Annotated in this window: 22 protein-coding genes; 9 read left to right on the forward strand and 13 right to left on the reverse strand. The window is 61.4% G+C overall.

Annotated elements, in window-relative coordinates; translation table 11 throughout:
* Positions 1 to 6: 6 nt before the first annotated feature.
* The 5 genes from CLV01_RS17385 to CLV01_RS17405 all read right to left on the reverse strand — a co-directional run bounded on the left by CLV01_RS17385 (position 7) and on the right by CLV01_RS17405 (position 5,236).
* Entirely contained in the window at positions 7 to 2,442 is a 2,436-nt protein-coding gene (locus tag CLV01_RS17385; protein WP_257221357.1) for a TonB-dependent siderophore receptor, read from the reverse strand.
* A 191-nt stretch (positions 2,443 to 2,633) separates the two neighbouring features.
* Positions 2,634 to 3,626 (reverse strand): FecR domain-containing protein, encoded by a 993-nt coding sequence (locus tag CLV01_RS17390; protein ID WP_099733685.1) that lies wholly within the window; start codon positions 3,624 to 3,626, stop codon positions 2,634 to 2,636.
* The gene (locus CLV01_RS17395) at positions 3,623 to 4,153 is read right to left on the reverse strand and encodes a sigma-70 family RNA polymerase sigma factor (protein WP_099733684.1); all 531 of its coding nucleotides are present in this window, start codon (positions 4,151 to 4,153) and stop codon (positions 3,623 to 3,625) included. The genes CLV01_RS17390 and CLV01_RS17395 overlap by 4 nt, the downstream gene beginning before the upstream one ends.
* Positions 4,154 to 4,353: 200 nt before the next feature.
* The gene (locus CLV01_RS17400) at positions 4,354 to 4,683 is read right to left on the reverse strand and encodes a cupin domain-containing protein (RefSeq protein WP_013802496.1); all 330 of its coding nucleotides are present in this window, start codon (positions 4,681 to 4,683) and stop codon (positions 4,354 to 4,356) included.
* 100 nt (positions 4,684 to 4,783) lie between these two features.
* The gene (locus tag CLV01_RS17405) at positions 4,784 to 5,236 is read right to left on the reverse strand and encodes an SRPBCC family protein (RefSeq protein ID WP_012205499.1); all 453 of its coding nucleotides are present in this window, start codon (positions 5,234 to 5,236) and stop codon (positions 4,784 to 4,786) included.
* A 234-nt stretch (positions 5,237 to 5,470) separates the two neighbouring features.
* Between CLV01_RS17405 and CLV01_RS17410 the strand changes: the two genes are divergently transcribed.
* From CLV01_RS17410 to CLV01_RS17430, 5 genes are all read left to right on the forward strand, one after another.
* A complete protein-coding gene (locus tag CLV01_RS17410; protein WP_071955793.1) occupies positions 5,471 to 6,454 on the forward strand; it encodes a Bug family tripartite tricarboxylate transporter substrate binding protein in 984 nt (327 codons plus the stop codon).
* An 86-nt stretch (positions 6,455 to 6,540) separates the two neighbouring features.
* Positions 6,541 to 7,779, forward strand: coding sequence for a CaiB/BaiF CoA transferase family protein (locus CLV01_RS17415; protein WP_257221590.1), 1,239 nt, complete (start codon positions 6,541 to 6,543; stop codon positions 7,777 to 7,779).
* Positions 7,764 to 8,159, forward strand: coding sequence for a cupin domain-containing protein (locus CLV01_RS17420; RefSeq protein ID WP_012205502.1), 396 nt, complete (start codon positions 7,764 to 7,766; stop codon positions 8,157 to 8,159). The genes CLV01_RS17415 and CLV01_RS17420 overlap by 16 nt, the downstream gene beginning before the upstream one ends.
* 57 nt (positions 8,160 to 8,216) lie before the next feature.
* Positions 8,217 to 9,380, forward strand: coding sequence for an acyl-CoA dehydrogenase family protein (locus tag CLV01_RS17425; RefSeq protein WP_012205503.1), 1,164 nt, complete (start codon positions 8,217 to 8,219; stop codon positions 9,378 to 9,380).
* Positions 9,381 to 9,547: 167 nt separating this feature from the next.
* Positions 9,548 to 10,501 (forward strand): LysR substrate-binding domain-containing protein, encoded by a 954-nt coding sequence (locus tag CLV01_RS17430; protein WP_099733682.1) that lies wholly within the window; start codon positions 9,548 to 9,550, stop codon positions 10,499 to 10,501.
* On the opposite strand, the gene CLV01_RS17435 is transcribed toward CLV01_RS17430, so the two are convergent.
* The 4 genes from CLV01_RS17435 to CLV01_RS28850 form a co-directional block, all read right to left on the reverse strand.
* Positions 10,482 to 10,814: a hypothetical protein gene (locus tag CLV01_RS17435; protein ID WP_099733681.1), complete on the reverse strand. Its 333-nt coding sequence runs from the start codon at positions 10,812 to 10,814 to the stop codon at positions 10,482 to 10,484. The two genes, CLV01_RS17430 and CLV01_RS17435, sit on opposite strands and share 20 nt — an antisense overlap.
* 185 nt (positions 10,815 to 10,999) lie before the next feature.
* Positions 11,000 to 11,731 carry a hypothetical protein gene (locus CLV01_RS17440; RefSeq protein ID WP_099733680.1) on the reverse strand — a complete coding sequence of 244 codons (732 nt, stop codon included), beginning with the start codon at positions 11,729 to 11,731 and terminating at the stop codon, positions 11,000 to 11,002.
* A gap of 429 nt (positions 11,732 to 12,160) precedes the next feature.
* The gene (locus tag CLV01_RS17445; RefSeq protein ID WP_099733679.1) at positions 12,161 to 14,653 is read right to left on the reverse strand and encodes a hybrid sensor histidine kinase/response regulator; all 2,493 of its coding nucleotides are present in this window, start codon (positions 14,651 to 14,653) and stop codon (positions 12,161 to 12,163) included.
* A gap of 236 nt (positions 14,654 to 14,889) precedes the next feature.
* Positions 14,890 to 15,120 (reverse strand): hypothetical protein, encoded by a 231-nt coding sequence (locus CLV01_RS28850; protein WP_143344291.1) that lies wholly within the window; start codon positions 15,118 to 15,120, stop codon positions 14,890 to 14,892.
* Between the two features lie 132 nt (positions 15,121 to 15,252).
* Between CLV01_RS28850 and CLV01_RS17450 the strand changes: the two genes are divergently transcribed.
* Entirely contained in the window at positions 15,253 to 16,353 is a 1,101-nt protein-coding gene (locus tag CLV01_RS17450; protein WP_099733678.1) for a porin, read from the forward strand.
* A 114-nt stretch (positions 16,354 to 16,467) separates the two neighbouring features.
* Entirely contained in the window at positions 16,468 to 18,048 is a 1,581-nt protein-coding gene (locus tag CLV01_RS17455; protein WP_099733677.1) for an esterase-like activity of phytase family protein, read from the forward strand.
* 245 nt (positions 18,049 to 18,293) lie between these two features.
* On the opposite strand, the gene CLV01_RS29650 is transcribed toward CLV01_RS17455, so the two are convergent.
* Complete coding sequence (locus CLV01_RS29650) at positions 18,294 to 18,659, reverse strand: hypothetical protein (RefSeq protein WP_257221359.1); 366 nt, start codon at positions 18,657 to 18,659, stop codon at positions 18,294 to 18,296.
* Between the two features lie 562 nt (positions 18,660 to 19,221).
* Here CLV01_RS29650 and CLV01_RS28855 point away from each other — a divergent pair.
* Positions 19,222 to 19,914 (forward strand): DUF2778 domain-containing protein, encoded by a 693-nt coding sequence (locus CLV01_RS28855; RefSeq protein WP_143290032.1) that lies wholly within the window; start codon positions 19,222 to 19,224, stop codon positions 19,912 to 19,914.
* A complete protein-coding gene (locus tag CLV01_RS28860) occupies positions 19,911 to 20,258 on the forward strand; it encodes a hypothetical protein (RefSeq protein ID WP_143290031.1) in 348 nt (115 codons plus the stop codon). The genes CLV01_RS28855 and CLV01_RS28860 overlap by 4 nt, the downstream gene beginning before the upstream one ends.
* Before the next feature lie 696 nt (positions 20,259 to 20,954).
* Here CLV01_RS28860 and CLV01_RS29320 read toward each other — a convergent pair.
* The 3 genes from CLV01_RS29320 to CLV01_RS29325 are packed head-to-tail and all read right to left on the reverse strand — an operon-like array spanning position 20,955 to position 23,148.
* A complete protein-coding gene (locus CLV01_RS29320) occupies positions 20,955 to 21,461 on the reverse strand; it encodes a 3'-5' exonuclease (protein ID WP_218968186.1) in 507 nt (168 codons plus the stop codon).
* On the reverse strand, positions 21,446 to 22,849 hold the full coding sequence (locus tag CLV01_RS17470) for a UvrD-helicase domain-containing protein (protein WP_218968187.1): 1,404 nt from the start codon (positions 22,847 to 22,849) through the stop codon (positions 21,446 to 21,448). Before CLV01_RS17470 ends, CLV01_RS29320 begins: the two co-directional genes overlap by 16 nt.
* Positions 22,849 to 23,148, reverse strand: a complete 300-nt coding sequence (locus tag CLV01_RS29325; RefSeq protein ID WP_218968188.1) for a hypothetical protein — start codon at positions 23,146 to 23,148, stop codon at positions 22,849 to 22,851. Before CLV01_RS29325 ends, CLV01_RS17470 begins: the two co-directional genes overlap by 1 nt.
* Positions 23,149 to 23,186: the final 38 nt, after the last annotated feature.

Here is a 23,186-nt window from a genome sequence, read left to right on the forward strand (position 1 = left end):
GCGGTCTCAGAGCCTGTAGCTGAGCGTCACGGACACCGAGCGCGGTGCCCCGTAGCGCGCCAGGCCCCCCGACCATGAATAGCCAAGATCCTGGTAGTAGCGACGGTCCAGCAGGTTGTCCACGCTCAGCTGCACATGGGCATTGGCATTGACCTGGTAGCCCACGCCCAGGCCCAGCAGGGCGTAGCTGCGCTGCGTGGTCTCGAAGCCGGTTTCGCGGCGGAACATCTTGCTTTGCGCATGCAGCGATCCGTACAGGCTCCAGCGCCCGTACTCGCCGGGCAGGCGATAGCTTGTGTAGAGCTTGAGGAGGTGCTGGGGCTCGTCGGTGCTCACGCGCTGGCCGATGTTGGTGGCAATCCGGTCCTTGGTGTAGCGCGCCCGCACGTAGGTGTAGCCGGCCGAAACCTGCCAGCCGGGCTGCAGCAGTCCAGACAGCTGCAACTCCAGGCCATCGCTTTGGATCTCGCCGGCCGCGCGAAAGCAACTGATGGCGCCGCTGGTGGGGCAATTGGCATCGTCACGCACGGCACGGTTGCGCTGCGTGATGCGGAACACCGAGGCGCTGGCATGGAGTCGCCCGGCAAAGTACTCGCCCTTGGCGCCCAGCTCGTAGTTGGTGCCTGTCATCGGGTCCAGGGTGTTGCCCCGCACGTCCATCGAGCTTTGGGGCTGGTAGCTCTGTGTCAGGCTGGCATAGACCGAATGCCTGTCATCAACGTCATAGACCAGGCCCGCATAGGGAACGAACCTGGCGCTCTCGTCCAGGCTGCGCTTCCAGTTGGGCGTGCCGGTGTACCAGCCCGTCGTGTCCTGCTCGTACCAGCCCAGACGCCCGCCCAGAATCAGGTGCAGCGGATCGGCCAGGCTGAAGTTGCCGCTGGCGTAGATGGCTTTTTCGCGCGTCTTGCGGCCCCACAGGTCGCCATTGGCAGGCACTGAGCCGGTCCAGGGCGCGGAGTAGGGATTCCAGTTCGCAATGTCGATGATGCGCGAGGCCGACGACCCCCAGGTCTCGGCCGCACGGGAGCTGTCATTGCGGTAGCTGGCGCCCACGGCGATCTCGTGCGTGCGCCCGAACCACTCGACCGGGCCCCGGGCGCGCAGGTCGGCCACGGTCTGGCGTGTGCCGTAGCGCCAGCCCGTCTCGGACTGCTCCAGCTGTGTGGTCGATCCCGCGACACGGCTGTTGGTGGTGTTTCGGATGTCGGAATCGGCCTCGACATGGTTGATGCCCAGCTTGACCGTCCAGCCGTTGCGCAGGCGCTGCTCCAGATCAACGAACACGCCATCGTTGTCGCGGTTCTGGAAAGACTCCGCGTTGTTGAGGAAAGTGGAGCGCGGCAGGTCCATATGGCCGCCATCGGGCAGGGTGGGTAGGCCCGTGAACACGCCTTTGGTGCGCGTGCGCTGGCGGTAGGCGCCCAGGCCCAGCGTGGTGTCGGGCGTGAGGTCCGCTTCCACGATGCCGTACAGGCTGGCATTGCGGGTGTTGGTGACATCGACAAAGCTGTCGCTGTCACGCCAGCCGCCCACCACGCGAGCGCGCACGCTGCCGCTGGCATTGAGCGCACGGCTTGCGTCCAGCGAGGCCTGGCGGTTGTTCCAGCTGCCCAGGCCCAGCGTGGCATTGAGCAGCGGCTGGGCCGTGGGACGCTTGCGCACCAGGTTGACCGAACCCGAAGGCGCGCCCACGCCATCCATCAGGCCCGTGGCGCCGCGCACCACCTCCACGCGGTCATACATCAGCAGGTCGGCCGAGACATTGCGCGAATTGAAGCCCGTCACGTCCAGCGGCAGGCCGTCCACATTCACATGCTCCAGCGCAAAGCCGCGCGCGTAGAAGGTGGACTCCGAATCGGTCACGGCCGGGTTCTTGGCGTACAGCCCGGGCGTGACCTTGGCAATGTCCTGCAGGGTGCTCAGGTGGAAGTCATCCATTTGCTGGCGCGTCACCACGCTCACGGACTGCGGCGTCTGGCGCTGCGACAGGTTCAGCCCGGTGGCGCTGGCCATGCTGGGCGTGGTGTATGAGCCCGTACCTTCCGTGGCGCTGCTGCGCTCCGCATCGGCCGTCACATTGACGGTCTGCAGCGTGCTGGCGGAAGACGGTGGGGTGGGGCCTGCCGCAGCAGGCAAGGGCGCGGCAGCCTTCAGTGAAAAGCCTCCGCCAGGCTGCTGCACGGCTGCCACGCCGCTGCCCGCCAGCAGTTGCTGCAACCCGGCCGACACGCCGTGGCTGCCGGTCAGCCCGCCCGTGCGCAGGCCCGCCACCAGTGCCGGGTCATAGGACAGGCTGACGCCCGCTGCGCGGGAGAAGCGATCCAGTGCCGCATCGAGCGGACCTGCTGCAATGCTGAAATCGCGCGTGAGCCCTCCGGCCTGGCCTGTGGCCGTCTGCGCCCATGCTGCGCCTGAAGGCACGAGGGTCGACATCGCCATGCCGATGACGGCGGCTTGCACAAGGGTGACAAGCGGCCGGGGACGCCACTGTGGTTGGCTACCGGGCCTGGGCGGGTGATGACGGGACATGCTGGGTTCTCCTGGATGCAATACGGGAAAGGATTGAAGGACTCATTCCCAGGCCGTACGAAAATCCGGATCCCCTCACTTTTTCTGAAAAAAAGTGGAAATCACTGGCCGGATGCCGGCCCCACATGAACCCACCAGCGCGTGCGCCGGCTGATGCTCACGGGCTGCGTCTGCGCGATGAGCTGCAGCACCTGCTCGGTCTGGCGCACATGGAAGGTGCCCGACAGGCGCAGGCCTGCCACGCGCTCGTCGCAACTGATGTGCCCATGGCGGTAGCGCCCCAGTTCCGCCAGAAGGTCACCCAGGCGGATGGCCCGGCCTGCCATCACGCCATCTGCCCAGTCGTCCGCACCAAAGTCGGGGGGAGGTGCCGGGGTACTGGCATCGGCCGACAGCCACCACGGCGAGCCGGGCATCGCGGTTTGCCGTGCGGCGCTGTCGGCGGCCTTTGCAGGCATCAGCCGTACGGCGCCTTCCTGCACGCTGACAAGGGCCCGATGCTTGTGCAGCCTGACCACAAAGCGCGTGCCCAGGGCCTGCAGATCGCCGAACGGCGTGCGCACCCTGAAGGGCCGGTGGCCGGGTGCAGTCTCGTCGGCGCCCGTGGTCACCAGGATTTCCCCACTGCTGAGCACCACCAGTCGCTGCTGCGGGTCCAGCTCCGTGCGGATGGCCGTGTCCGTGTTGAGCACGATGGTGCTGCCATCGTCCAGCCTGACGGTGCGCTGCTCGCCCACCGAGGTGCTGGCGCTGGCCAGCAGGCGCTGCCAAGGCGTGTGGCTGTAGGCCATCCAGCCCGTTGCCGTGGCGATTCCGGACAAGGACAGCAGCTTGAGGGCGCGGCGGCGCGAGACGCTGCGGGACTGGCGCAGGCGCTGCGCTGCATCCAGCGTGTCCAGTGCCAGGCGTTGCGGCATGCGGTCAAAGTCGGTCCTCAGTGATTGCACCCGATCCCAGGCCAGGGCGTGGGCGGGCTGCGCATGCAGCCATTGCTCGAAGGCCTGCCGTGTGGCGGGGCTGGGCGTGTTGAAGTCCAGCCGTACGGACCACTGGATGGCTTCGTCGATCAGGCCGGGCGAAAGATCGCTGCTCATGCCCCGAAGCGCAGTGCGTAGCAGTGGCGCAGGGCCGTGGCGATGTAGCGCTCGGCCGTGGCCAGGGACACGCCCAGTCGTTCGGCGATCTGCGGGCAGGTGAGTCCTTCCAGCTGCGCCCACAGAAAGGCGCTGCGCACGCGGGGGTTCAAGGCATCCAGCATGCGGTCTATGGCGACCAGGGTTTCCAGGAAGATCAGCCGGCTTTCCGGCGAGGGGGCCTGCGCCTCGGGCATGAGGGCCAGGGTTTCCAGCCAGGCACGTTCCAGCTCGCGGCGGCGCCAGTGGTCCACCAGCAGGCCATGGGCAATGGTGCTCAGGTAGGCGCGGGGCTGGCGCAGGCCGGTTGCGTCAGGGCCGGGTTGGCGGGTGAGCAGGCGCATGAACACGTCCTGCGCCATGTCGGCCGCGTCGAAGGAGTCGTCCAACCGGCGCCGCAACCAGCCCTGCAGCCAGTTCTGGTGGCTGTGGTACAGGCTTTCCACGCTGGTTGTCGCCTTGGCGGACTGGGAAATCTGCGCGTCCATGGAGCGTCCATTCAACGAATGCAATCACGGGGCTCGTCATGCATTGCGAAGGGCTGGCGGCGGCTGCGTCCATGGCGTGAGCTAACGAGAAAGGCGTGATTATAGATTTGCTAATGAGAATGAATCGCAAATGAGGCGCGGGCACAACCATTCGCACGCGGGCAGGCCGCGCGAGAGGCTGCATGATCCGCGTCAGCCGTTCAGCTGCACAGAACGATGGTGACCAGAGCAGAGGTGTCTTCGATGGCGCGTACCGCATGCGCCATGTTGGCCGGCAGGTGCATCAGCTGGCCGGCCTGCAGGGACTGGCGGCTTTCGCCGAGCATCACCTCCAGCTCGCCTTCCAGGCAGTGCAGGCTGACGCTGCCAGGCACCTTGTGCGGCGGCAGCGACTGGCTGGCGCGCAGCACCACGCGGATGACTTCCATGTCCTGGGACTTGAACAGGGCGCAGGTCCGGGCGCCCGCCAGCCGCGCACCAAACGGCAGGACATCGATGGCTTGAGCGGTCAGTGCAAAGGGGGTGGCCATGGCGGACCTCCGGGCGTTGGCGGGCAATACTGCCATTGTCCTCCGAAGCACGGCAATCCATCAACCGCAGCTGTGTGACAGCAGGGGCTTGTGCAGGGTCTCAGCCCGGCACGCTGGCCTCCACCAGCAGGGTCAGCAACTGCAGCGACTCCTGCCAGCCCAGGTGACAGGCCTCGGCGGGAATGACGGCGGGCACGCCTTCCTGGGTCACATCCATTTCAGTGCCGCAGAACACCTCGCGCAGCGTGATGGTGGTGATCATCTCGCCGGGCAGTTGCGGGTCGTCGAAGCGGTCGGTATGGCGTACCAGCCGGCCAGGCTCCAGGTCCAGGAACTCCCCGCCGAAGCCGCTGCGCCCGCCCGTGGACAGATTGACGAAGGCCATGCGGTAGCGTCCGCCGACCCGGGCGTCGAACTCGGGCACCTCGCAGATGTAGCCGTGGGGCGGCAGCCATTTGGCCAGGGCTGCGGCCGTGGTGAAGGCCTGGTACACGCGCTGCGGCGGCGCCTTGAGGACGCGGTGCAGCCGGATGGTGTGGACGGTGTGTGACATGCGGAACTCCTTGGCATGGTGTCGTGCAAGGCTGCCAGCCTCGCACCGATGCAGTCCTTGCGCAAGAGGCGGGACATGGAGCCTGACGCAGGATTCAATGATTCATAAATCGAATCCTTGCTTGGTTTTAAAGAATTGGACTTGAATCATTGACGCCCGCACCATGGCGGCGAGCGCTGGACACACAGCGCCGCTTTCCATAGGAAAACAGGATAGGAAACAGGAGACAAGCAAATGAAGCATTCCCCGTTGCGCAGGGCCCTGGCCCTTGGCGCTCTCAGTGCCATGGCCGTCGTTGCAGCGCCCGCTGCGCAGGCCCAGGGCAGCTATCCCTCCAACCCCATCACCCTGGTCGTGCCGTTCGCGGCCGGCAGTGGAACCGATGCCGTGGCGCGACTGGTGGCTACCCGGCTGGGCGAGCGGCTCAAGCAGCCCGTGATCGTGGACAACAAGGCCGGCGCCAATGCCCAGATTGCCGCCAACCATGTGGCCAAGGCCAAGCCGGACGGCTACACGCTGTTCATGACCACCAACACCTCGCACTCGGCCAACCCCTGGCTGGTCAAGGGCCTGAAGTACGACCCCGTCAAGGATTTCACCCCCGTGGCGCGCGTGGGCGAGCTGCCGTTCGCGCTGCTGGTCCACCCCTCCGTTCCGGCCAAGACCGTGCAGGAACTCATCGACTACGCCAAGGCCAATCCCGACCGACTGTCCTACGGCACGCCCAACAGCACCTCGCTGGTCGCCTCGGAAACCTTCAAGTACGTCACGCACGCCCAGATCACCTCCGTGCCCTACAAGTCCAGCCCGCAGGCGCTGACCGACCTCATGGGCAACCAGATCCAGGTCTATGTGGCCGACCTGGGCTCGGCCTGGGGCACGATCAAGACCGACCGCGTTCGCACCCTGGCCGTGACGGCGGCCAAGGGTTCCACCCTGCTGCCCAATGTGCCGGCCATCGGCAAGACGCTGCCGGGCTTCGACATCACCTCGTGGAACGGCATCTTCGGCCCGGCCGGCATGCCGGCCGAGATCACCGAGCGGCTGAACACCGAGCTGCAGGCCATCCTCAAGGACAAGGCCGTGCAGGAGCAGCTGGCCCAGGTCGGCTTCGAGGTCTGGCCCACGGCCACGCCTGCCGAGTTCGCCACCTATGTGAAGGACCAGATGGCCCGCTGGGGACAACTGGTCAAGCAGGCCGGCATCGAGGCGCAGTGAGGGAGACCGGCATGCAAGAAGCGCAGCAGGGACAGCAGGAGCAGCAGGGACAGCAAGGCCCTCTTGCCGGGGTGAAGGTGCTGGACATGACCTCGGTGGTCATGGGCCCCTTTGCCACCCAGATCCTTGCGGGCCTGGGGGCCGAGGTGATCAAGGTCGAATCGCCCGAGGGCGACAACATGCGCCACGTCGGCCCCATGCGCAACCCCGCCATGGGCCACATCTTCCTGCAGGCCAACCAGGGCAAGCGCTCCGTGGTGCTGGACCTCAAGCAGGGCGCCGCGCGCGAGGCCCTGCTGCGCCTGGCCGAAGGCTGCGACGTGCTGGTCAGCAACGTGCGGCCCCAGGCCATGGCGCGCCTGGGCCTGGCCTACGAGGACGTGGCGGCGCGCAACCCGCGCATCATCCACGTGAGCTGCTGCGGCTTCGACCAGCGCGGCCCCTACGCGGCCCGGCCCGCCTATGACGACCTCATCCAGGGCGCCACCGGCGTGCCCTGGCTGGCGCAGCAATACGGAGGCGGCGAGCCGGCCTATGCCCCCATGACCCTGGGCGACCGCGTCACCGGCCTGCACGCGGTCTACGCCGTCACGGCCGCCCTCTATGCGCGCGAGAAGACCGGCAGGGGCCAGGCCGTGGTCGTGCCCATGTTCGAGGCCATGACCCAGTTCATCCTGGGCGACCACATGGCGGGCCTGTCGTTCGAGCCGCAGCTGGGCGGCCCCGGCTATGCGCGCCTGCTCACGTCCCACCGCAGGCCCTATCGCACCAGCGACGGCCACCTGTGCGTTCTCATCTACAACGACAAGCACTGGCACAGCTTCTTCAACGCCATAGGCCAGCCCGAGCGCATGGCCGAGCCCATCTTCGCCACCCACAGCCAGCGCGCGCTGCACATCGATGCCGTCTATGCCGAAGTCTCGCGGCTGATGGCCGGGCGCACCACCGCCGAATGGCGCACGCTGCTTGACGCGGCCGATGTGCCCAACATGCCCATGGCCTCGCCCGAGGACCTGATCGCCGACCCCCAGCACCAGGCCACCGGCTTCGTGCATGAGATAGACCACCCCAGCGAAGGCCGGCTGCGCACCACGGCCAGCCCCACGCGCTGGAGCGCCACGCCGCCCGCAGAACGCGCCGCCCCCGCGCCACGCCTGGGCGAACACACCCTGCAGGTGCTGCGCGACGCGGGCCTGACCGAGGCCGAACTGGCCGCCCTGCAGGCCAGCCGCGCCTGCAGCCAGGCTGCCGCGCTGCAAGACGCCCCACCACAAACACAAGCACAGGCACAAACCGAAGGAAACCGCCCATGCCCCGCTACCTGATCCGCGAACAAGACGTGCCCGGCTACAGCCCCGCCAACCACCACGGCACCGTCAACCGGCGCCTGGTCAGCGCCGCCAACGTGGGCGCGCGCCACATGGAGCTGGTGCTGGGCACGCTGGAGCAGGGCGGCGGCGCGCTGCCCCATGCCCACCCCGGCATGGAGCAGGCCTGCTACCTGCTGGCCGGAACGGCCGAGGTGGAAATCGACACCCCGGACGGCAAGGAACGCTTTGCCATGCAGCCCGGCGACACCTGCTTCTTCCCCGAGGACTGCATGCACATCTTCCGCGTGACCAGCGCCGAGCCCGTGCGCCTGCTGGTCTTCTACAGCCCGCCCTACGGCGAGAACCCCGAGCGCGTGCGCCGGCCGGCAGCCTGAGCGCCGTCACCCCACAGACACGACAAGCGAACAGCAACAAGCAACGGAGAACACACCATGGACTTTCTGTGGAACGAAGAACAGGAACAGATACGCGACGCCGTCGAGCGCGCCTGCGCCCCCTTTGACGCCGACTACTGGCTGCGCAAGGACCACGAAGGCGGCTTCCCGCACGACTTCCACAAGGCCCTGGCCGACGCGGGCTGGCTGGGCATTGCCATGCCCGAAGAATTCGGCGGCGCGGGCCTGGGCATCAGCGAGGCGGCGCTGATGATGCACACCATCTCGGCCACGGGCGCAGGCCTGTCGGGCGCCTCGGCCGTGCACATGAACATCTTCGGCCTGCACCCCGTCGTCGTCTTCGGCACGGACGAGCAAAAACGCCGCTGGCTGCCCCCGCTGATCGCGGGCACGGACAAGGCCTGCTTCGGCGTCACCGAGCCCAATGCGGGCCTCAACACCCTCAAGCTGCAGACCCGCGCCGTGCGCGATGGCGACGTCTACGTGGTCCATGGCCAGAAAGTCTTCATCTCCACCGCCCAGGTTGCCAACAAGATCCTGCTGCTGGTGCGCACCAAGCCCGTGGAAGAGTGCAAGGGCACGGAAGGCCTGAGCCTGTTCTACACCGACCTGGACCGCGAACGCATCGAGGTGCGCGAGATCGACAAGCTGGGCCGCAAATGCGTGGACACCAATCAGCTGTTCATCGACGGCCTGCGCATCCCCGCCGAGGACCGCATCGGCGAAGAGGGCAAGGGCTTCTCGTACATCCTGCACGGCCTCAACCCCGAGCGCATCCTCATCGCCGCCGAGGCCGTGGGCCTGGGCCGCGCCGCTCTGGCGCGCGCCACCCAGTACGCCAAGGAGCGCGTGGTCTTCGACCGCCCCATCGGCCAGAACCAGGGCATACAGCACCCGCTCGCCCAGGCCTGGATGGGGCTTGAGGCGGCCCACCTCATGGTGCAAAAGGCCGCCTTCCTCTACGACAGGGGCCTGCCCTGCGGCGCCGAGGCCAACGCCGCCAAGTACCTGGCGGCCGAAGCCTGCGCCAAGGCCTGCGAAACCGCCATCTTCACGCACGGCGGCATGGGCTACGCCAAGGAATACCACGTGGAGCGCTACATGCGCGAATCCTGGATCCCGCGCCTGGCGCCCGTCAGCCCGCAGCTCATCATGTGCTTCATCGCCGAAAAGGTATTGGGCTTGCCTAAATCGTATTGACCCCCTGAGTCGCTTCGCGCCTTCCCCCTTCTCGCTGCGCGGAGGGGGACGACACCCTCGGTGCGGGGCGGCCCTTCCTCGGTGTCTCAAAGTTGAGGTGCGCGGGTTTTGTGGCTGCGAACCATCTGAAGTCCCATGATTTATCAATCTGTATTTCAGAGGTAGCCATGGTGCAAGATGCCATCTCGCTTGCTCCTCATCCGCCGCCTCTCATGAAGACCCACCTGCTGCGCTATTTCGTCGCCCTGGCCGAGGAACGCCACTTCGGCCGCGCGGCCCAGCGCCTGTGCATCACCCAGCCGCCGCTGAGCATGGCGCTCAAGACCCTGGAGCAGGACCTGGGCGCCAGCCTCATGGACCGCGACGCCAAGAACGTGCGCCTCACCCCTGCGGGCGAGGCCTTCCTGGTCGAGGCACGCAAGGTGCTCGCCCAACTGCAGCATGCGGCCGACGTGGTGCGTGGCGTGGCCGAGGGCATGCAGGGCCGGCTGGACGTGGGCATCACCGGCTCCATGGTCTACCGCCAGGTGCCCGACTTTTGCCGCGCCTTCCGCGCCGAGCGCCCCCTGGTCGAAGTCTGCCTGCATGAAATGTCCACGCGCGAGCAACTGCAGGCCATTGCCAGCGGCCAGATCGACTGCGGCTTTCTCAACATAGCCACCCCGCCAGACGGCCTGCAGACCCTGTCGATTGGCGAGGAACCCTTTGTCTGCTGCCTGCCCGCCACGCATGCGCTGGCGCAGCAGCCCGCCATCGACCTGCGCGAACTGGCCCGCGACACCTTCGTCATGTTTGCCCGCGAAGTGGCTCCGGCCAATTACGACAACGTCATCGCCTGCCTGCAGCAGGCCGGCATCCACCCCCACACACGCCACGCGGCGCGCCAGTGGCTCACCGTCATGGCCCTGGTCTCGGCGGAGCAGGGCGTGGCCCTGGTGCCCAGCTGCATGCAGCGCGTGGGCATGAACGGCGTGGTGTTCGTGCCCACCCGCGGGCCGCAGCAGGCTATGACGCCCGCTGTCATGGCCTGGCGGGCGGACCAGCCTGCGGCGGTGCTGGAGGCTTTCATTGAGAGGGTGAGGGCGATGGCATCCACCGCCGTCAAGGGTGGTAGGGGTTGAGGGCTGTCACCTCTACAGACCCTTCGCAGTAGTGCATGGCGAAAACCACCAGCTCCTTACCATTCGATTGGGTGATGGCCTCCACGTGCCAAAAAGGCACTTTTTCTCCCGGAGAAAACGTCACCTTGGTGATATCGAATGCGTACAGAGGAAACTTCTCTTTCAGTTTTTTCAGTACATTCGTCCGAACCAGATTAAGGTCATGGTTTTCGCAAGCGGTTGCGTTTTTTGCGTCCCCGCATGCGGTGATCAGCAAGGCTGAACCAGCCAACAAACTGCGCAAAAAAACTGTATCTTGACATGGTTTTTTCATATCAGCGGCCTGTGAAGTAATTGGCCAAAGCCGTTGATGGCCGGATACTGGCTGGAGTTATGCGCGGATGTGCGGCGTTGTGCGGGCACCATCATCAAAGACGGGTTGCCATGGTACTTTCTTCTGTTTTAGGCTGAAGAAGGCACCATGGCTTCCTGGTGTCATACACTTGGTTTATTATTGCTTCAATAGATTTCCATTATCCCATTCTCACTGGCCGAGTATTTGCTTTCCGAAACTGCTCGAGCAGAAACGGCCTTTCCCCCTGTGCCGGCCAAATGGGGGTACATGTAGCACAGAACTGCGACTTGCAAATTTGCTACTGGAATGCTACCAGCCATGGTGAAACCATTGTTATAGCAATTTGGAATTCCTCGAACTCCAACGGCGAGTGAAAGATCGCCACCTCTCGCGACAGAAAAGTCAACTCCTGCACTTGCAGATACTCTTGTATATGAACCAGCACGTGGGTAAGGGTCGTAGCTTAGAGATGGAACAGGTCTGTAGTCCCATTGGCCACCAGGCATGTAATAGTAGTTGGAATGATGCTTAAATGACATTTCCTTTTGAAGGGAAGCCGGTTCACAATGAAGGGGTATATTCCTTTCATCGCTACCAATTACCATTTTTCCAGGAGATTCTGGATTTTTGTCTCCGTACATTTCACACAACCTCTTGTTGAATTCAATTGCTTCATCATTTTGATTGGTGGTTTCGTAGAGATACGATCCATTTGATAGCTTGACTAGATTTATGGTCACAGTACCATTCATTCCAGCCATGCTGCCAGAAATACTTCTGGCGACCATTGGCATGCCGTTCTTTTCAATCTCCTCATTCCCTATCAAAAAATCTTGGGCCATTGCAGATATTGAACCGAGAACAAGTATGGATCCGGTGAGAATTTTACTTAGCATAGTTCCCTCTGTGCTGAAATGTTAATAGGCCTTTGCTGCCACATGGCAGTGAGTGGCGCTATCAGTCTAAGTTCTTTCGAATTTTCAGATCAAGTGGAGACTGCTGTCGTTTTCTGTTTGTTCTGAAAAATAAGATACTTCCTAGGAATTGACGTGAATTGACGTGAATTGACGATCAGCGGTCTAAACACATGCATTCGGATTCATGATGAGCAAGGCTTTTGCTGGTTCGCAGGCTTGATGAATCCGTAAGTTCCTGGTGCCGTGCATCCGAGTGCTCTTGCCGCTTTGGCAGTGCCCCTCTGTCGTCGGCGATCGAGTCTGCCCACATGGCCACTACGAGGGCCGAGGGAGATGCGATATGGCAGGGTTTGAGCTGCGAGACAGGCGCCCGGAATCTGCGGGTCACCACGGCGCCAGCCGCGCAACTCAGTCCGATGGCACAGCGTCTGTACTGCCCAGAATCTCCGCCACCTTGAGCGCCAGCGCATCCAATGTGAACGGCTTGGTCAGAAGCTGCGTTCCGGGGTGCAGGTTTTCCTGGCTGAGCGGAGATGCCTCGGTGAATCCGGTGATGAAGAGCACCGGCAGGTTGGACCGGGCCAGGCGTGCCTCGTCGGCCAGCTGCTTGCCGTTCATTCCGCCGCGAAGCCTCATGTCCGTGATCAGCATGTCCACCCGGGTTCCGGCGCGCAGTACCTGCAGCGCGGCGGCTGCATCGGCCACGGCAAGCACCGTGTAGCCCAGATCGACAAGCGCCTCGTCGATGAGATGGCGGATCGGGGCTTCGTCATCCACGACCAGCAAGGTCCTTTGGGCAGGAACGACCACCTGCCTTGCCGCATCGACCGCGCGTTCTGCAACGGGCGCGGCGTCGCACCTGGGCAGATACAGGCAGACCGTGGTGCCCTGGCCCGGCTGGGAGAAGATCCTGACCGCTCCTCCCGATTGCCGCGCGAAGCCGTAGATCATCGACAGCCCCAACCCGGTTCCATGGCCCACCGGCTTGGTGGTGTAGAACGGCTCGAAGGCGCGCGCAATGGTCTGCTCCGACATGCCGGTGCCCGTATCGGTGACGCACAGCGACACATAGCCGCCCGTCGGAAGATCCCACTCCCGGGCTGCCGCCTCTTCAAGCTCGATATTGGCTGTCCTGATGGTCAGCCGGCCGCCTTCGGGCATGGCATCGCGGGCGTTGATGCACAGGTTCAGGATGGCGTTCTCCAGCTGCGTTCCATCGATTTGCGCATGCCACAGATGGGCTGCCGGCACGATGTCGATGTCCACGCTGGCGCCCACCGTCCTGCGCAGCAGGTCCTCCCAATCGGCCAGGAGCGCGGCCATATCGGTGGGCTTGGAGTCCAGGATCTGCCGGCGCGAGAACGCAAGCAGCCGCTGCGTGAGCGTGGCGGCGCGCCGCACCGCCCCCTGCGCTCCATGGATGAAGCGCGTGAGGTTGTCCACCTGGCCGCGTGCCAGCATCCGCTGCAGCAGCTCCAGATTGCCCATGACGGCCGCCAGCAGGTTGTTGAAGTCGTGCGCAAGGCCGCCCGTCAACTGGCCCACGGCCTCCATCTTCTGCGACTGGCGCAGTTGCTCCTGCACCTTGGCCAGCGCTTCGGCCTTGGCCATTTCGGAGGTGATGTCGCGGCCCACCGCGTTGATGCGGCCTGCCGCCGAACGGGTGGACCAGGAGATCCAGCGGTAGCTCCCGTCCCGATGGCGATACCGGTTGTCAAACCGGGCATGCGCCATGCCTGTGGCCAGCTCCTGCGTGTCCTGGATGGTGCGCGCCAGATCCTCCGGATGGATGAGATGAAAAAGCGTCGTGCCCAGCAGCTCGTCTTCACGCCAGCCCAATACCTCGGTCCAGGCAGGGTTGACCGCAGTGATGATGCCCTCGAACGTGCAGCGCATCATGATGTCGGAAGACAGCTGCCACAGCGCGTTGCGGTCGGCCGTGCGCTCTGCCACCTGTTCCTCCAGCGTGGCATTCAAGCGCTCCAGCGCGGCCTGGGCCTGCTTGCGCTCGGTGATGTCGGAGGCCGCTCCCAGCCAGCCGGTGATGGCGCCTGCGGCATCGAACAGCGGCACGGCGCGCGAGAACGCCCAGCCCACGCTGCCATCGACCCGGTTCACCCGGTGCTCGATCACATAGTCGGTCTTCGTGCGGATGGCCCGCGCGATCTCCGCGCGCACCAGGTCGCGGTCCTCCGGGGGGATGTAGTCTTCCAGCCAGTTCGTGTTGGACGCCTGCGTGTCAGGGATGAACCCGCCGCCTGCCAGCTGGTGCAGCTCGCTCCAGTCCGCACTGATGGAGTAGCGCACTTCCGAGGAGGAGCGCACCAGCGCATCCAGCCGTTCCTCGCTCTGGCGCAACATGTCCAGCGCCCGCCGTTCCGCATCGATGTCCAGAATGGCGATGGCCGTGGCCACGACTTCCTTGTCTGCATTGCGCAGCGGCACCCCGAACACGCGCGTCCACACCTCGAGCCCCTGGGGCGTGTCATAGACGCAGTCAACACCCGGCACCACCAGCTCCCCGCGGAACGCGCGGGCGGCCACAAACTGGTCGCGGGGGACGGGCTTGCCGTCCTTGTCCCAACTGCGCCAGCGCCCCCGGTCTTCCTCGGCCGACAGCAGCGAAGGGATGGGGGTGTCCGGCAGGAAATGGCGGTAGGCCGGGTTGGACATCAGCACCTTGCCACCCTTGCCCACCAGGCACAGGCCTATCGGCAGATGCTCGATGAAATCCGAAAACAGCGTCTTTTGGTCCGCCACCTGTGCATCGAACGGGTCCTGATCGCTGGCGCCCGCGCCCTGTACGGCGCTGGCATGGCCCGCCGTGGCAATCGCCAGCTGCGCCCGCAGCCGGGCGTTTTCCTCGCGAAGCAGGGCAATCTCTTCGGACTCTTGGATCATGGGGGGGATGGGGCGGGGCGTTGGGTGGAGGAGAGGGGGCAGCTCGCCGCTGGCGGGGACGGCGATGCTGCCTGGGGATCATAGCTGTGACTGCTGGTGCGACCGATGTTGAGGCTGCAGTCCTCGGTGCGGCAATTCTTGTGGGACTTCGCCTTCCCAGGGACTATGGGGTTGAACTGGCCGTGCAATGGGCTGAATTTGGGTCCCCAATGACCGATGAATCGGTCGACGAACGCTCAAAATGTGCCATTGAAAATATGGAAGTCGAGAACCTTATTGGGAAAATGGCAAAAGGATGCATATTTTCGCCAATTTCTCGAATATGAATCAAATAAATCGGCAATGAATGATCTGCCCTGTCGTGCAGACCATGGCTGAAGGGTGGAGGCGAGAGGGCTTCCCAGCAGGAAACGTGCCGCAGCCACCGCCGCTGCTGTGACTTTCATGTCACACAGCACAGCTGTCACGAAGAATACTTATGTGTTGCCTAGAGTTCCCGCAGCGGTGGCAGGAGGCTACCGTCATTCTCATTAATAAGTTCAGTTCGTATCTCGCCAATGAAAAATCAAAAAACGTGCTCGCGCATTCTGGGACTCGCGATGGGCACATTCTTCGCCTCTTCTTCCAGCTTGGCCTTGGCCCAATCCTCCGTCACCATTTTTGGTGTGGTGGACGTCGGTGTCACCATTGCCAAGTCCGGCAGCAACAGGCTCAATGCACTGAACTCCAGCCAAGGCAAGACCAGCTTGCTTGGCTTGCGTGGCACGGAGGACCTCGGCGGCGGCAACAGAGCTCAGCTCTGGCTTGAAGGCGGCCTCAACCCCGATGTCGGCACTGGCGGCAGCAGCGGCTCCCTTGGCTTCGAGCGCCGCTCCACGATCGGGCTGAGCAACAATTCCTGGGGTGAAATCCGGCTGGGTCGCGACTACACCCCCAGCTACAACATCTTTACCGCTTTCGCGGGCCCCGACACCACCACCGGTGTGCAGGCCAATCTGTTCCAGACGATCCGCCAGACTGCCTATAACGCCGCCAGCCAAAGCGGCGTGGTCGACCGCACGCGCATCAGCAACGCCGTGGGCTACTTCCTGCCGAGCGACTTGGGCGGTGTCTATGGCCAGTTCTCGGTTTCCTTTGGCGACGAGAACGCCTCCGGCTCTGGCGCAAGCAAGGCCCGCAGGTACATAGGCGGCAACCTGGGCTATCGCTCGGGCCCGCTGAACGTGGGTATCGGCTACGGCAGGATCGACGGCACCGCAGCCGTGGCTTCGCCCAGCGCCATCGCCGCAACCAGCGATCTCGAAGACCTGGTGCTGGGCGCCTCGTACAACTTCGGCAGTTTCCTGCTCAATGGCGGATACAACAGCCTGAAGTGGGAGCCCGTCAACGGCGCAACCTCCGGGAAGGTGGACGGTTTCTACCTGGGCGCAACCGTCCCCATGGGGCCAGGCAGCTTGCGCGTCAAGTACGCCAGCGCCAAGTTCAGCGGCAACGCCTCTGCCCTCACGCGCAGCGGCGGCAAGGCCGACAAGTATTCGATCGGATATGTCTACGACTTCTCCAAGCGCACCTCTCTGTACGCAGGGCTGGCGCGTGTCAACAACAAGAACGGCGCCAGCGTCGGCCTGATCGGCGGTCCTGCGGGTGTGGCCAACGCCGGCTCGACCGGTGTGGATCTGGGCATCAGCCACTCGTTCTGAGCGGCACAGCGCCTTTTTCAGAAACGAAGCCTTCAAGGCTGGGCAGGCCCTTGCCACGCAGGGCCTGCCTATCTACCTATCAGGCTTGCCTCTTCTTCTCAAGACCTACGCGCTATGCGACCCCCCACTTCTTCTTCCTGCCTGATGGCAGTGATCGCCGCCGCGGCTGCCTTGCTGAGCGCCTGCGCCGACACCCGCCCGCTCCAAGTCGCCGGCTTCGAGACGGTGACGCAGACCACCGGCGTCGGCAGCATTCGCGCCATCGTCACGCGCCAGGACGTCCAGTTCGACGACAGGTTCTATTTCCCCTACGAAGGCCAACACCCCGCCACCAAGGCCGATTTCCCCAAGGGCTTTCTGCCAGCCTACGGTTCAGGCCTGGCCTTGAAGGGCAGGCGTGCCGACGGCACGCTGGAGTTCTACGCCATCACCGATCGCGGCCCGAACGCGACCACCGGCCCGGTCACGCAGATCACCGACGGCTCCAATCCCGCGGGCTTTGCCAGTTCCACGGTGTTTCCCTCGCCCAACTTCACTCCGTCCATCGGCGTGATCGCCCTCGGAAAAGACGGAGCCAGGCTCGTCTCTACCCGGCCGCTCAGATTCAGCGCCACACAGAATGCCAACGGCCGCGTGCAGCCACGGGGCATCACAGGCAACACGGGCGAGCAAGTCCTGGACGACTCCTTCACCTATCCCGGCAAGGCCAAGGGCTACAGCGAATTCGGCCTGGACACAGAATCCGTGGTGGTGGATGCCGCACGCAATGTGCTGTGGGTGTCCGACGAATACGGACCCTTCATCGTGAAGATCGACCCGGCGACCGGCATCATCCAGAAGAAATACGGGCCCGGCACTGGCGCGGCCGATCTGCCGGCCATTCTCGCCAAGCGCCGCGCCAACCGTGGAATGGAGGGGCTGAGCATCGATGCGGCCAGCGGCAAGCTGCACGGTTTCCTGCAAAGCCCTCTGGACGACGGCAAGGCCGACTACACCACCGCTGCCGTTCCCGACGCCACAGGCAAGTCGGAGAACGTGCGCGACTACGCTCGCTTTGTGCGCTGGGTGGAGTTTGACCCGACCACCGAGAAAACCCGCCTGTTTGCCTTGCCCGTAGACAGCCGCTGGTACAACCAAGGCAAGACCGGCAATGCCAAGCTGGGTGATATGGTCTCACTGGGCAAGGGGAAATTCATCGCCATCGAGCAAGGCACGGGCAAGGACAAGAAAGTCTTCAACGACCTGGTTCTGATCGAGTTTCCGGCCAACGCCACCGACATCACCGCGCTGGGCTCCGACCTGGAAAAGAGCAGCCTGACTGGCAAGCCGGTCAATGGCTCGGACTATTCCAAGGTCGTGACGCTCAAGAAGACCCGGCTCTTCAACCTGAACGCCACCGGCTGGGTGGCCGAGAAGGCCGAAGGCCTGGCACTGGTCGATGACTACACGCTGGCGCTGACCAACGACACCGACTTCGGTGTTTCGCTGGCAGTGCTGGACGCCAGCGGCAAGGAAATCGAAGGCTCGGACGTCACCAAATGCATGGTGGACGCCGAAGGCAAGATCGTGAACGACGGCCAATGCGCCAAAGGCGCGGCGAGCCTGCGCTTTACCACCAATGACGTCAACGATCGCACGCAGCGACTGTGGACCTTTGGGTTCAGCAAGAAGCTGAGCGAATACGGCGCTCCCTGAGCGACTGCGACTGCATGGCATAGGCAAGACAACGGGGCCACCGTGTTTCAGGGCGGTTCGTCCAGATGGATAGTCGCCGCGCCGAACCAGCTCGCCACGTGCAGCCCTGGCGCCCACAAACCGGTCCCTGGGGATCGGCTTGCCTTCCTGGTCCCAACTGCGCCAGCACCCCCGGTTTTCCTCGGGCGCCACAAGCGATGGTGGAGGGCTTTCCGGCAGGAAATTGCGCTAGGCCGGATTGGATATCAGCACCTGCCCACACTACGGCTCACCAGGCACAGACCTATCGGCAGATGCTCGATGAAATCCGAGAACAGCGTTTTCTGATCCGCGACCTGCGCATAGAAAGGGTCTTGATCGCTGGCGCTTGCGGCCTGCGCAGCGCTGGCATGGCCAGCCGCGGCAATCGCCAGCTGCGCCCGCAGCTTGGCGTTTTCCTCCCGGAGCAGGGCAATCTCTTCAGACTCTTTTGTAATGGGGGATGGGGCGCGGCTTCGGGTGGACGAGGGTGGCAGATCGCCGCTGGCGGGGCGGCGATTTTGGTCTGGGGACCATAGCTGTGAGTGGCTGGTCAGCCTGGTTCGTGGGAGGTGGTTTCGAGAGGTGCTCATGCTGCTCTCTCGGTCCTTTGCACGGAGCAACACTTCTACGGGATCTGTCGCCGGACGATTGCATGGCGAGGCGCTTGAAGGCTGCACCCAAGTTCAGCCACAGCTCCGACCATCCAAGAGTCCACGCTCAAGGCGTAGGAGCACTAGGATTTGGAGCAAATGCGGAAGCAATTCCAAGCAGTCGTTCAAAGCCTTGGCTTCAGGTAGAGCTTGGGGCACGCAGATGGAAGACAGCATTTCGAGCAATGGACGGTAGCGCCTATCTGAATAGTCAAATGCAGCTACTCAAAGCGAGCAGGCCACTGGCATCATTCATGTCGAATGACGGGATTCGATATGAAGTGACTCGGAACCGAGTCGGTGACCCTTTGGATGCTAGTCAAGATCACTCCATAGGGCACTGCATCAGCGAACTGCTGATCATTCATGCGGAAATGTAAAAAATTGAATCATTATTTGGCGCGGTCACTGCGGCAAACTAGACTACAGAAAAAAGAGTCAATGCTGCGATGAGCAAGGCAATCTCAGAATTTTTGCGAAAACGAATCATGAGGGAGGAAGTATGGCTTTTACCATTGGGAAATTTTTCTACGTCAATAAGGTACCTGCATCTGGTTGGCTATCAGTTGCATTGAAATCATCTGGCGCCTGGGTGCCACTGTTGGAATATACAAAACTTAAAATCACAGAAATTTCTCATAACCGCGTTTATTTCCAGATTCTGGATGGAGGGCAGAAGAATAAAATAGCCAGCCTTGGTGAAAATAACGCGAAAGAATATCTCGGATCAAATGCGCCAAATCAAGCTGGTGATCAGGTCATAGTTAAATATGGGGCCATTGATGAGGTGTATTCCAGAGCTAGAGGTGAGAAATACAAACAGCAAATTGGTACCTTGATTGTTGACGGCATCAGCGCTTTAGTGACACTGAACACGGATCTTGGCGCAGTTACGATTGAGGGCGGCTTCACACCAATTCCCCCTGGAATCTACAAGATTCTTGTGCCGCCAAACCCACACGACAAGAATATGACCGAATTCTATAGAACACAGGTCGAACCCAGTCTGCGCTCAGATCAGGTATGGTTTCCGATCGAGTTTGGGGATAACAGCAGATTCATCCACCTTGGAAACATATCCGAAGGTTGTGTTACGGTCATGGATTTGAATAAGTGGAACGCGATCTACAAAGCTTTGATTGGCCATCGGACACCAGATGGGCGCTATGTGGGTAAATTGACGGTGCAAAAATGATGATGAAACTTATATTTATATTCATCGGATCGATGATTCCCTGTATCACGTTTGCTGGTGAAAATACTTTGCCGCCAATTCAAGATTTGCAAGAAATAAAGAGATCAGCAGATGAGTTTTTGAAAGAAGAAAACAAACGCCAAAAAACGGAATTCACTACTGTGCGTGTCAATCCAAAGATAATAGTCGAGCAATGCGCTACTTCACTTAAATCAGATTGGGCTCCATTGGATGGAGGACTAGCCAGAAAAAGTGTTCAAGTCGTCTGCAAATCGACATCGCACAACAAAAAAGGGTGGCATGTTCTGGTGCCCGTTGCAGGGCCAATCACGCCCAAGAATTGAGGTGGAGTTTAGGATTGCCTATTTGCAGAATAAATAGGCTACCTCTTTAGGCTGCATCATCTCTCACTGCGGTCGGCTCCTGCGAACTCATGCTGTCGTCGGCAGCGGATTAAATCGCTGCGTCTAGCCTCTATATCGCCTGCCAAGCTCGGGCCTATATGCAGATACTTGATGAAGCTTGCTGAAGTCTGTGCTCTGCATCTTTTTGTCTGCCGCCTGCGTGTCGAATGGGGCCTTGTCAGAGATAGCTGTGCCTTGCACGGCGCTAGCTTGTTCGGTCATGGTAATCGCCAGCTGCGCTCGCAGCCTGGCGTTTTTTCTCCGAAGCAGGGCAATATCTTCTGAATCCTGGAGCATAGTGGGTAAGCGGCTTCGGGTATCAGATAAGCAAATCGCCTTCGATTGCAGCTCGGGGATCATAGCTGTGACTTTCTGGCTAATAAGGGCGATCCCAAGAGACCCCAGCGCGGCTTCCTGCGGAATTTACACAAAGCAGCGCTACCGTTGTGGTGCAAGCCTGTGCCTGCTGCAATGATTGGTAGCCAACACCACGCTCGCCGGTAATTCGCAGTCATGACTGCGGCGTAGGTAGAGTATGTTCTGACCCATGCTCAATCGTGGTGCAGACATAAATACCGATATAGTTTGAGTGCATTAAGGAAGATGCGAAGAGTCGGTTAGACCTAGTGGATCTAGTTAAGTAACAAGAATCTCTTCTACGCCGGCACGCGTCAGTATTTCATAAAGTTCTGAAACTTTGTTCCGCGAACCACGATGCTCGCAGAACAGGAAGATGGCACGCTGCTTGGCCCGAGATAGCGCCACAAAAAATGTTGCGATCCCGTCGGGATTCCCTGGCGTGTGACTCCACCAAGAGTTGTCGTCTAAACCTAAAAAGAAGACAGTGTCGTACTCAAGTCCTTTGCTCTTGTGAACCGTCATCATTGAAATATCATTCGTGCCCAAGTAGCGATCAATGCAAGCTGCCCATGTGGTTGTCTCGGCTGCTGCTTGCTGAAGGTGCAAACAGAAAGCTTCGATCATGATCTCTAACAAATCATTTCGCGTGTATGCAGCAAAGGCCGACTTGAGTGCAGGCATACTTAGAAAATTAAAAATTCGCTTAGTGATCTCGATGGCCGATTCTTCGGATGGTGCTTGGCCTCGAATGTCCTTCCCTAACTGGCTCAAGAAATCTTCCATATCTCGATCGGCAACGGCACGCCGTAGCTCATCTTCTTCGTCTGCCCCCGAATTACGTAGAAAATTTTGGACAGGGTAACCCAAGCTGCGGGACTGCGCTGACCAATAGCAAGCCTCAGAGCTGCGATCGCAATTGAGGCGGCCGCGTCGACCATCAGATCTTGGACGTTTGTCTTCCCCACGGCACGGCTCTCGTTGCGTAAGCTGAGGCCTTCGGCTAAAAATACAGACTGAAGTTCCTCCTCGAACTCATCAGCCTTTTGGCGCACAAGCAGTACATAGTCCGACGGCTTCTTGCGGCGCCCGGTCATGTCTGTAGAAATCCATTGCGCCAAGCGTTGCACCTCGATGGCTTTCGAGGTACTCCGCCATACTTGGACAACATCTCGATCCAGTTGCCCAGTGGTCTGAGATTGAATCTGGGGAGAATGGGGGTCCAGTGTTTCTGCGACGAAATGCTGGACGCGGACGAGCTCGGGCGATGATCTGAAATTGAAGAGTAGGTTTACCCGCTGAGCTTGAAAGTCGTTTTCGAATTGCTCGAAAGCGTCCTGGCGAGCGCCTGCCCATCCCATAATTCGCTGCTTGTGGTCGCCGACCGCTGTAATGTTAGTTCCCCCATGCCCAAATGTAGACAGGAGGAAGTCATATTGGGCAAACGAGGTGTCCTGGAATTCGTCCACGAAAACATAAGGGTAAGTCGCGCGTATTGCGCGAGCTATCTTGGGATTCGCACGAACGATCAGTTCAGCCAGACGATTCAAAGTGATGAAGGTCAGTTTAGAGGTGCCTGTTCCATATAGCTGAGCATGTAGCCAGTGATATATTGCAAAGTCTTCTGGCGTCTTTATGCTTGTGGGAAAGTCGGTGGGAAGGCGGTAGCCGCCAACGTCGAATATTTCAAAGCTCTGAGGGGAAAATGAGGCTAAATGCTCCTTCCAATCCGGCCGTGCTAGATCCCGTATGCGCGTCAACTCGGTTTCCACCTGCCTTCGCGCATGAAATACGATGTCGTACGGTCGGGTTGGGCGCAATCTCTGTGGAATGGCCGCGAGAAAGCGATCAACCAAGCTCTTGGTGAAAGCATCGAACGTGAGAGATGTGAAGCGCCCTGCGAGCTCAGGTGGTACGCGTTTGCGTACACGAACTGCAAGGTTGGCTGCGGCGTCCGTCTTAAAGGAGATTGCAAGGATCTGCTTTGTAGGTTTGCATAACCCTGTTTCCAATAGATAGGCAGCCCGTTGCGCAAGAAATTCGGATTTACCGGCACCAGGGCCCGCTACAACCGAGGTAGACCCCTCGTGACGTAATGCCGTCCATGCGGCAGGCTCCAAGTTCGCTATACCACGCGGGCGCCAGCTGTCGGGTGCGATGGATCGGTTACTCATCACACAGCTGCCTGTTCCAGCGTGGTTTTGACCTTTTTAATTAGCCGTTGGAGTACCTTCGGCATGTCCTTTTGTAGTTCGGCATGCGTTAGCCCACTAAGCACTCTGACATGAGTGCTGGGCTTGCCTCGACCGAGGAATAAGTACCTATACCAGCGCAACATGTCTTCTTTTTCAGCGTTGTAAAAATCTGGGCTACCGTCGTCGCCAAGTACCGCATCACGAGGGTTGCCTATATTGGATGGCCCTTTCATACCAATCTCCAACTGTTGATAGGCCTTTTTGTAGGCATTAAGCATTGTGTAGTCAAGGTCAAGCGGGCGGGAATAGAAGACAT

It is taken from the genome of Delftia sp. 60, assembly GCF_002754395.1.
In the GTDB taxonomy this organism is placed as follows: Bacteria; Pseudomonadota; Gammaproteobacteria; order Burkholderiales; family Burkholderiaceae_C; genus Comamonas; species Comamonas acidovorans.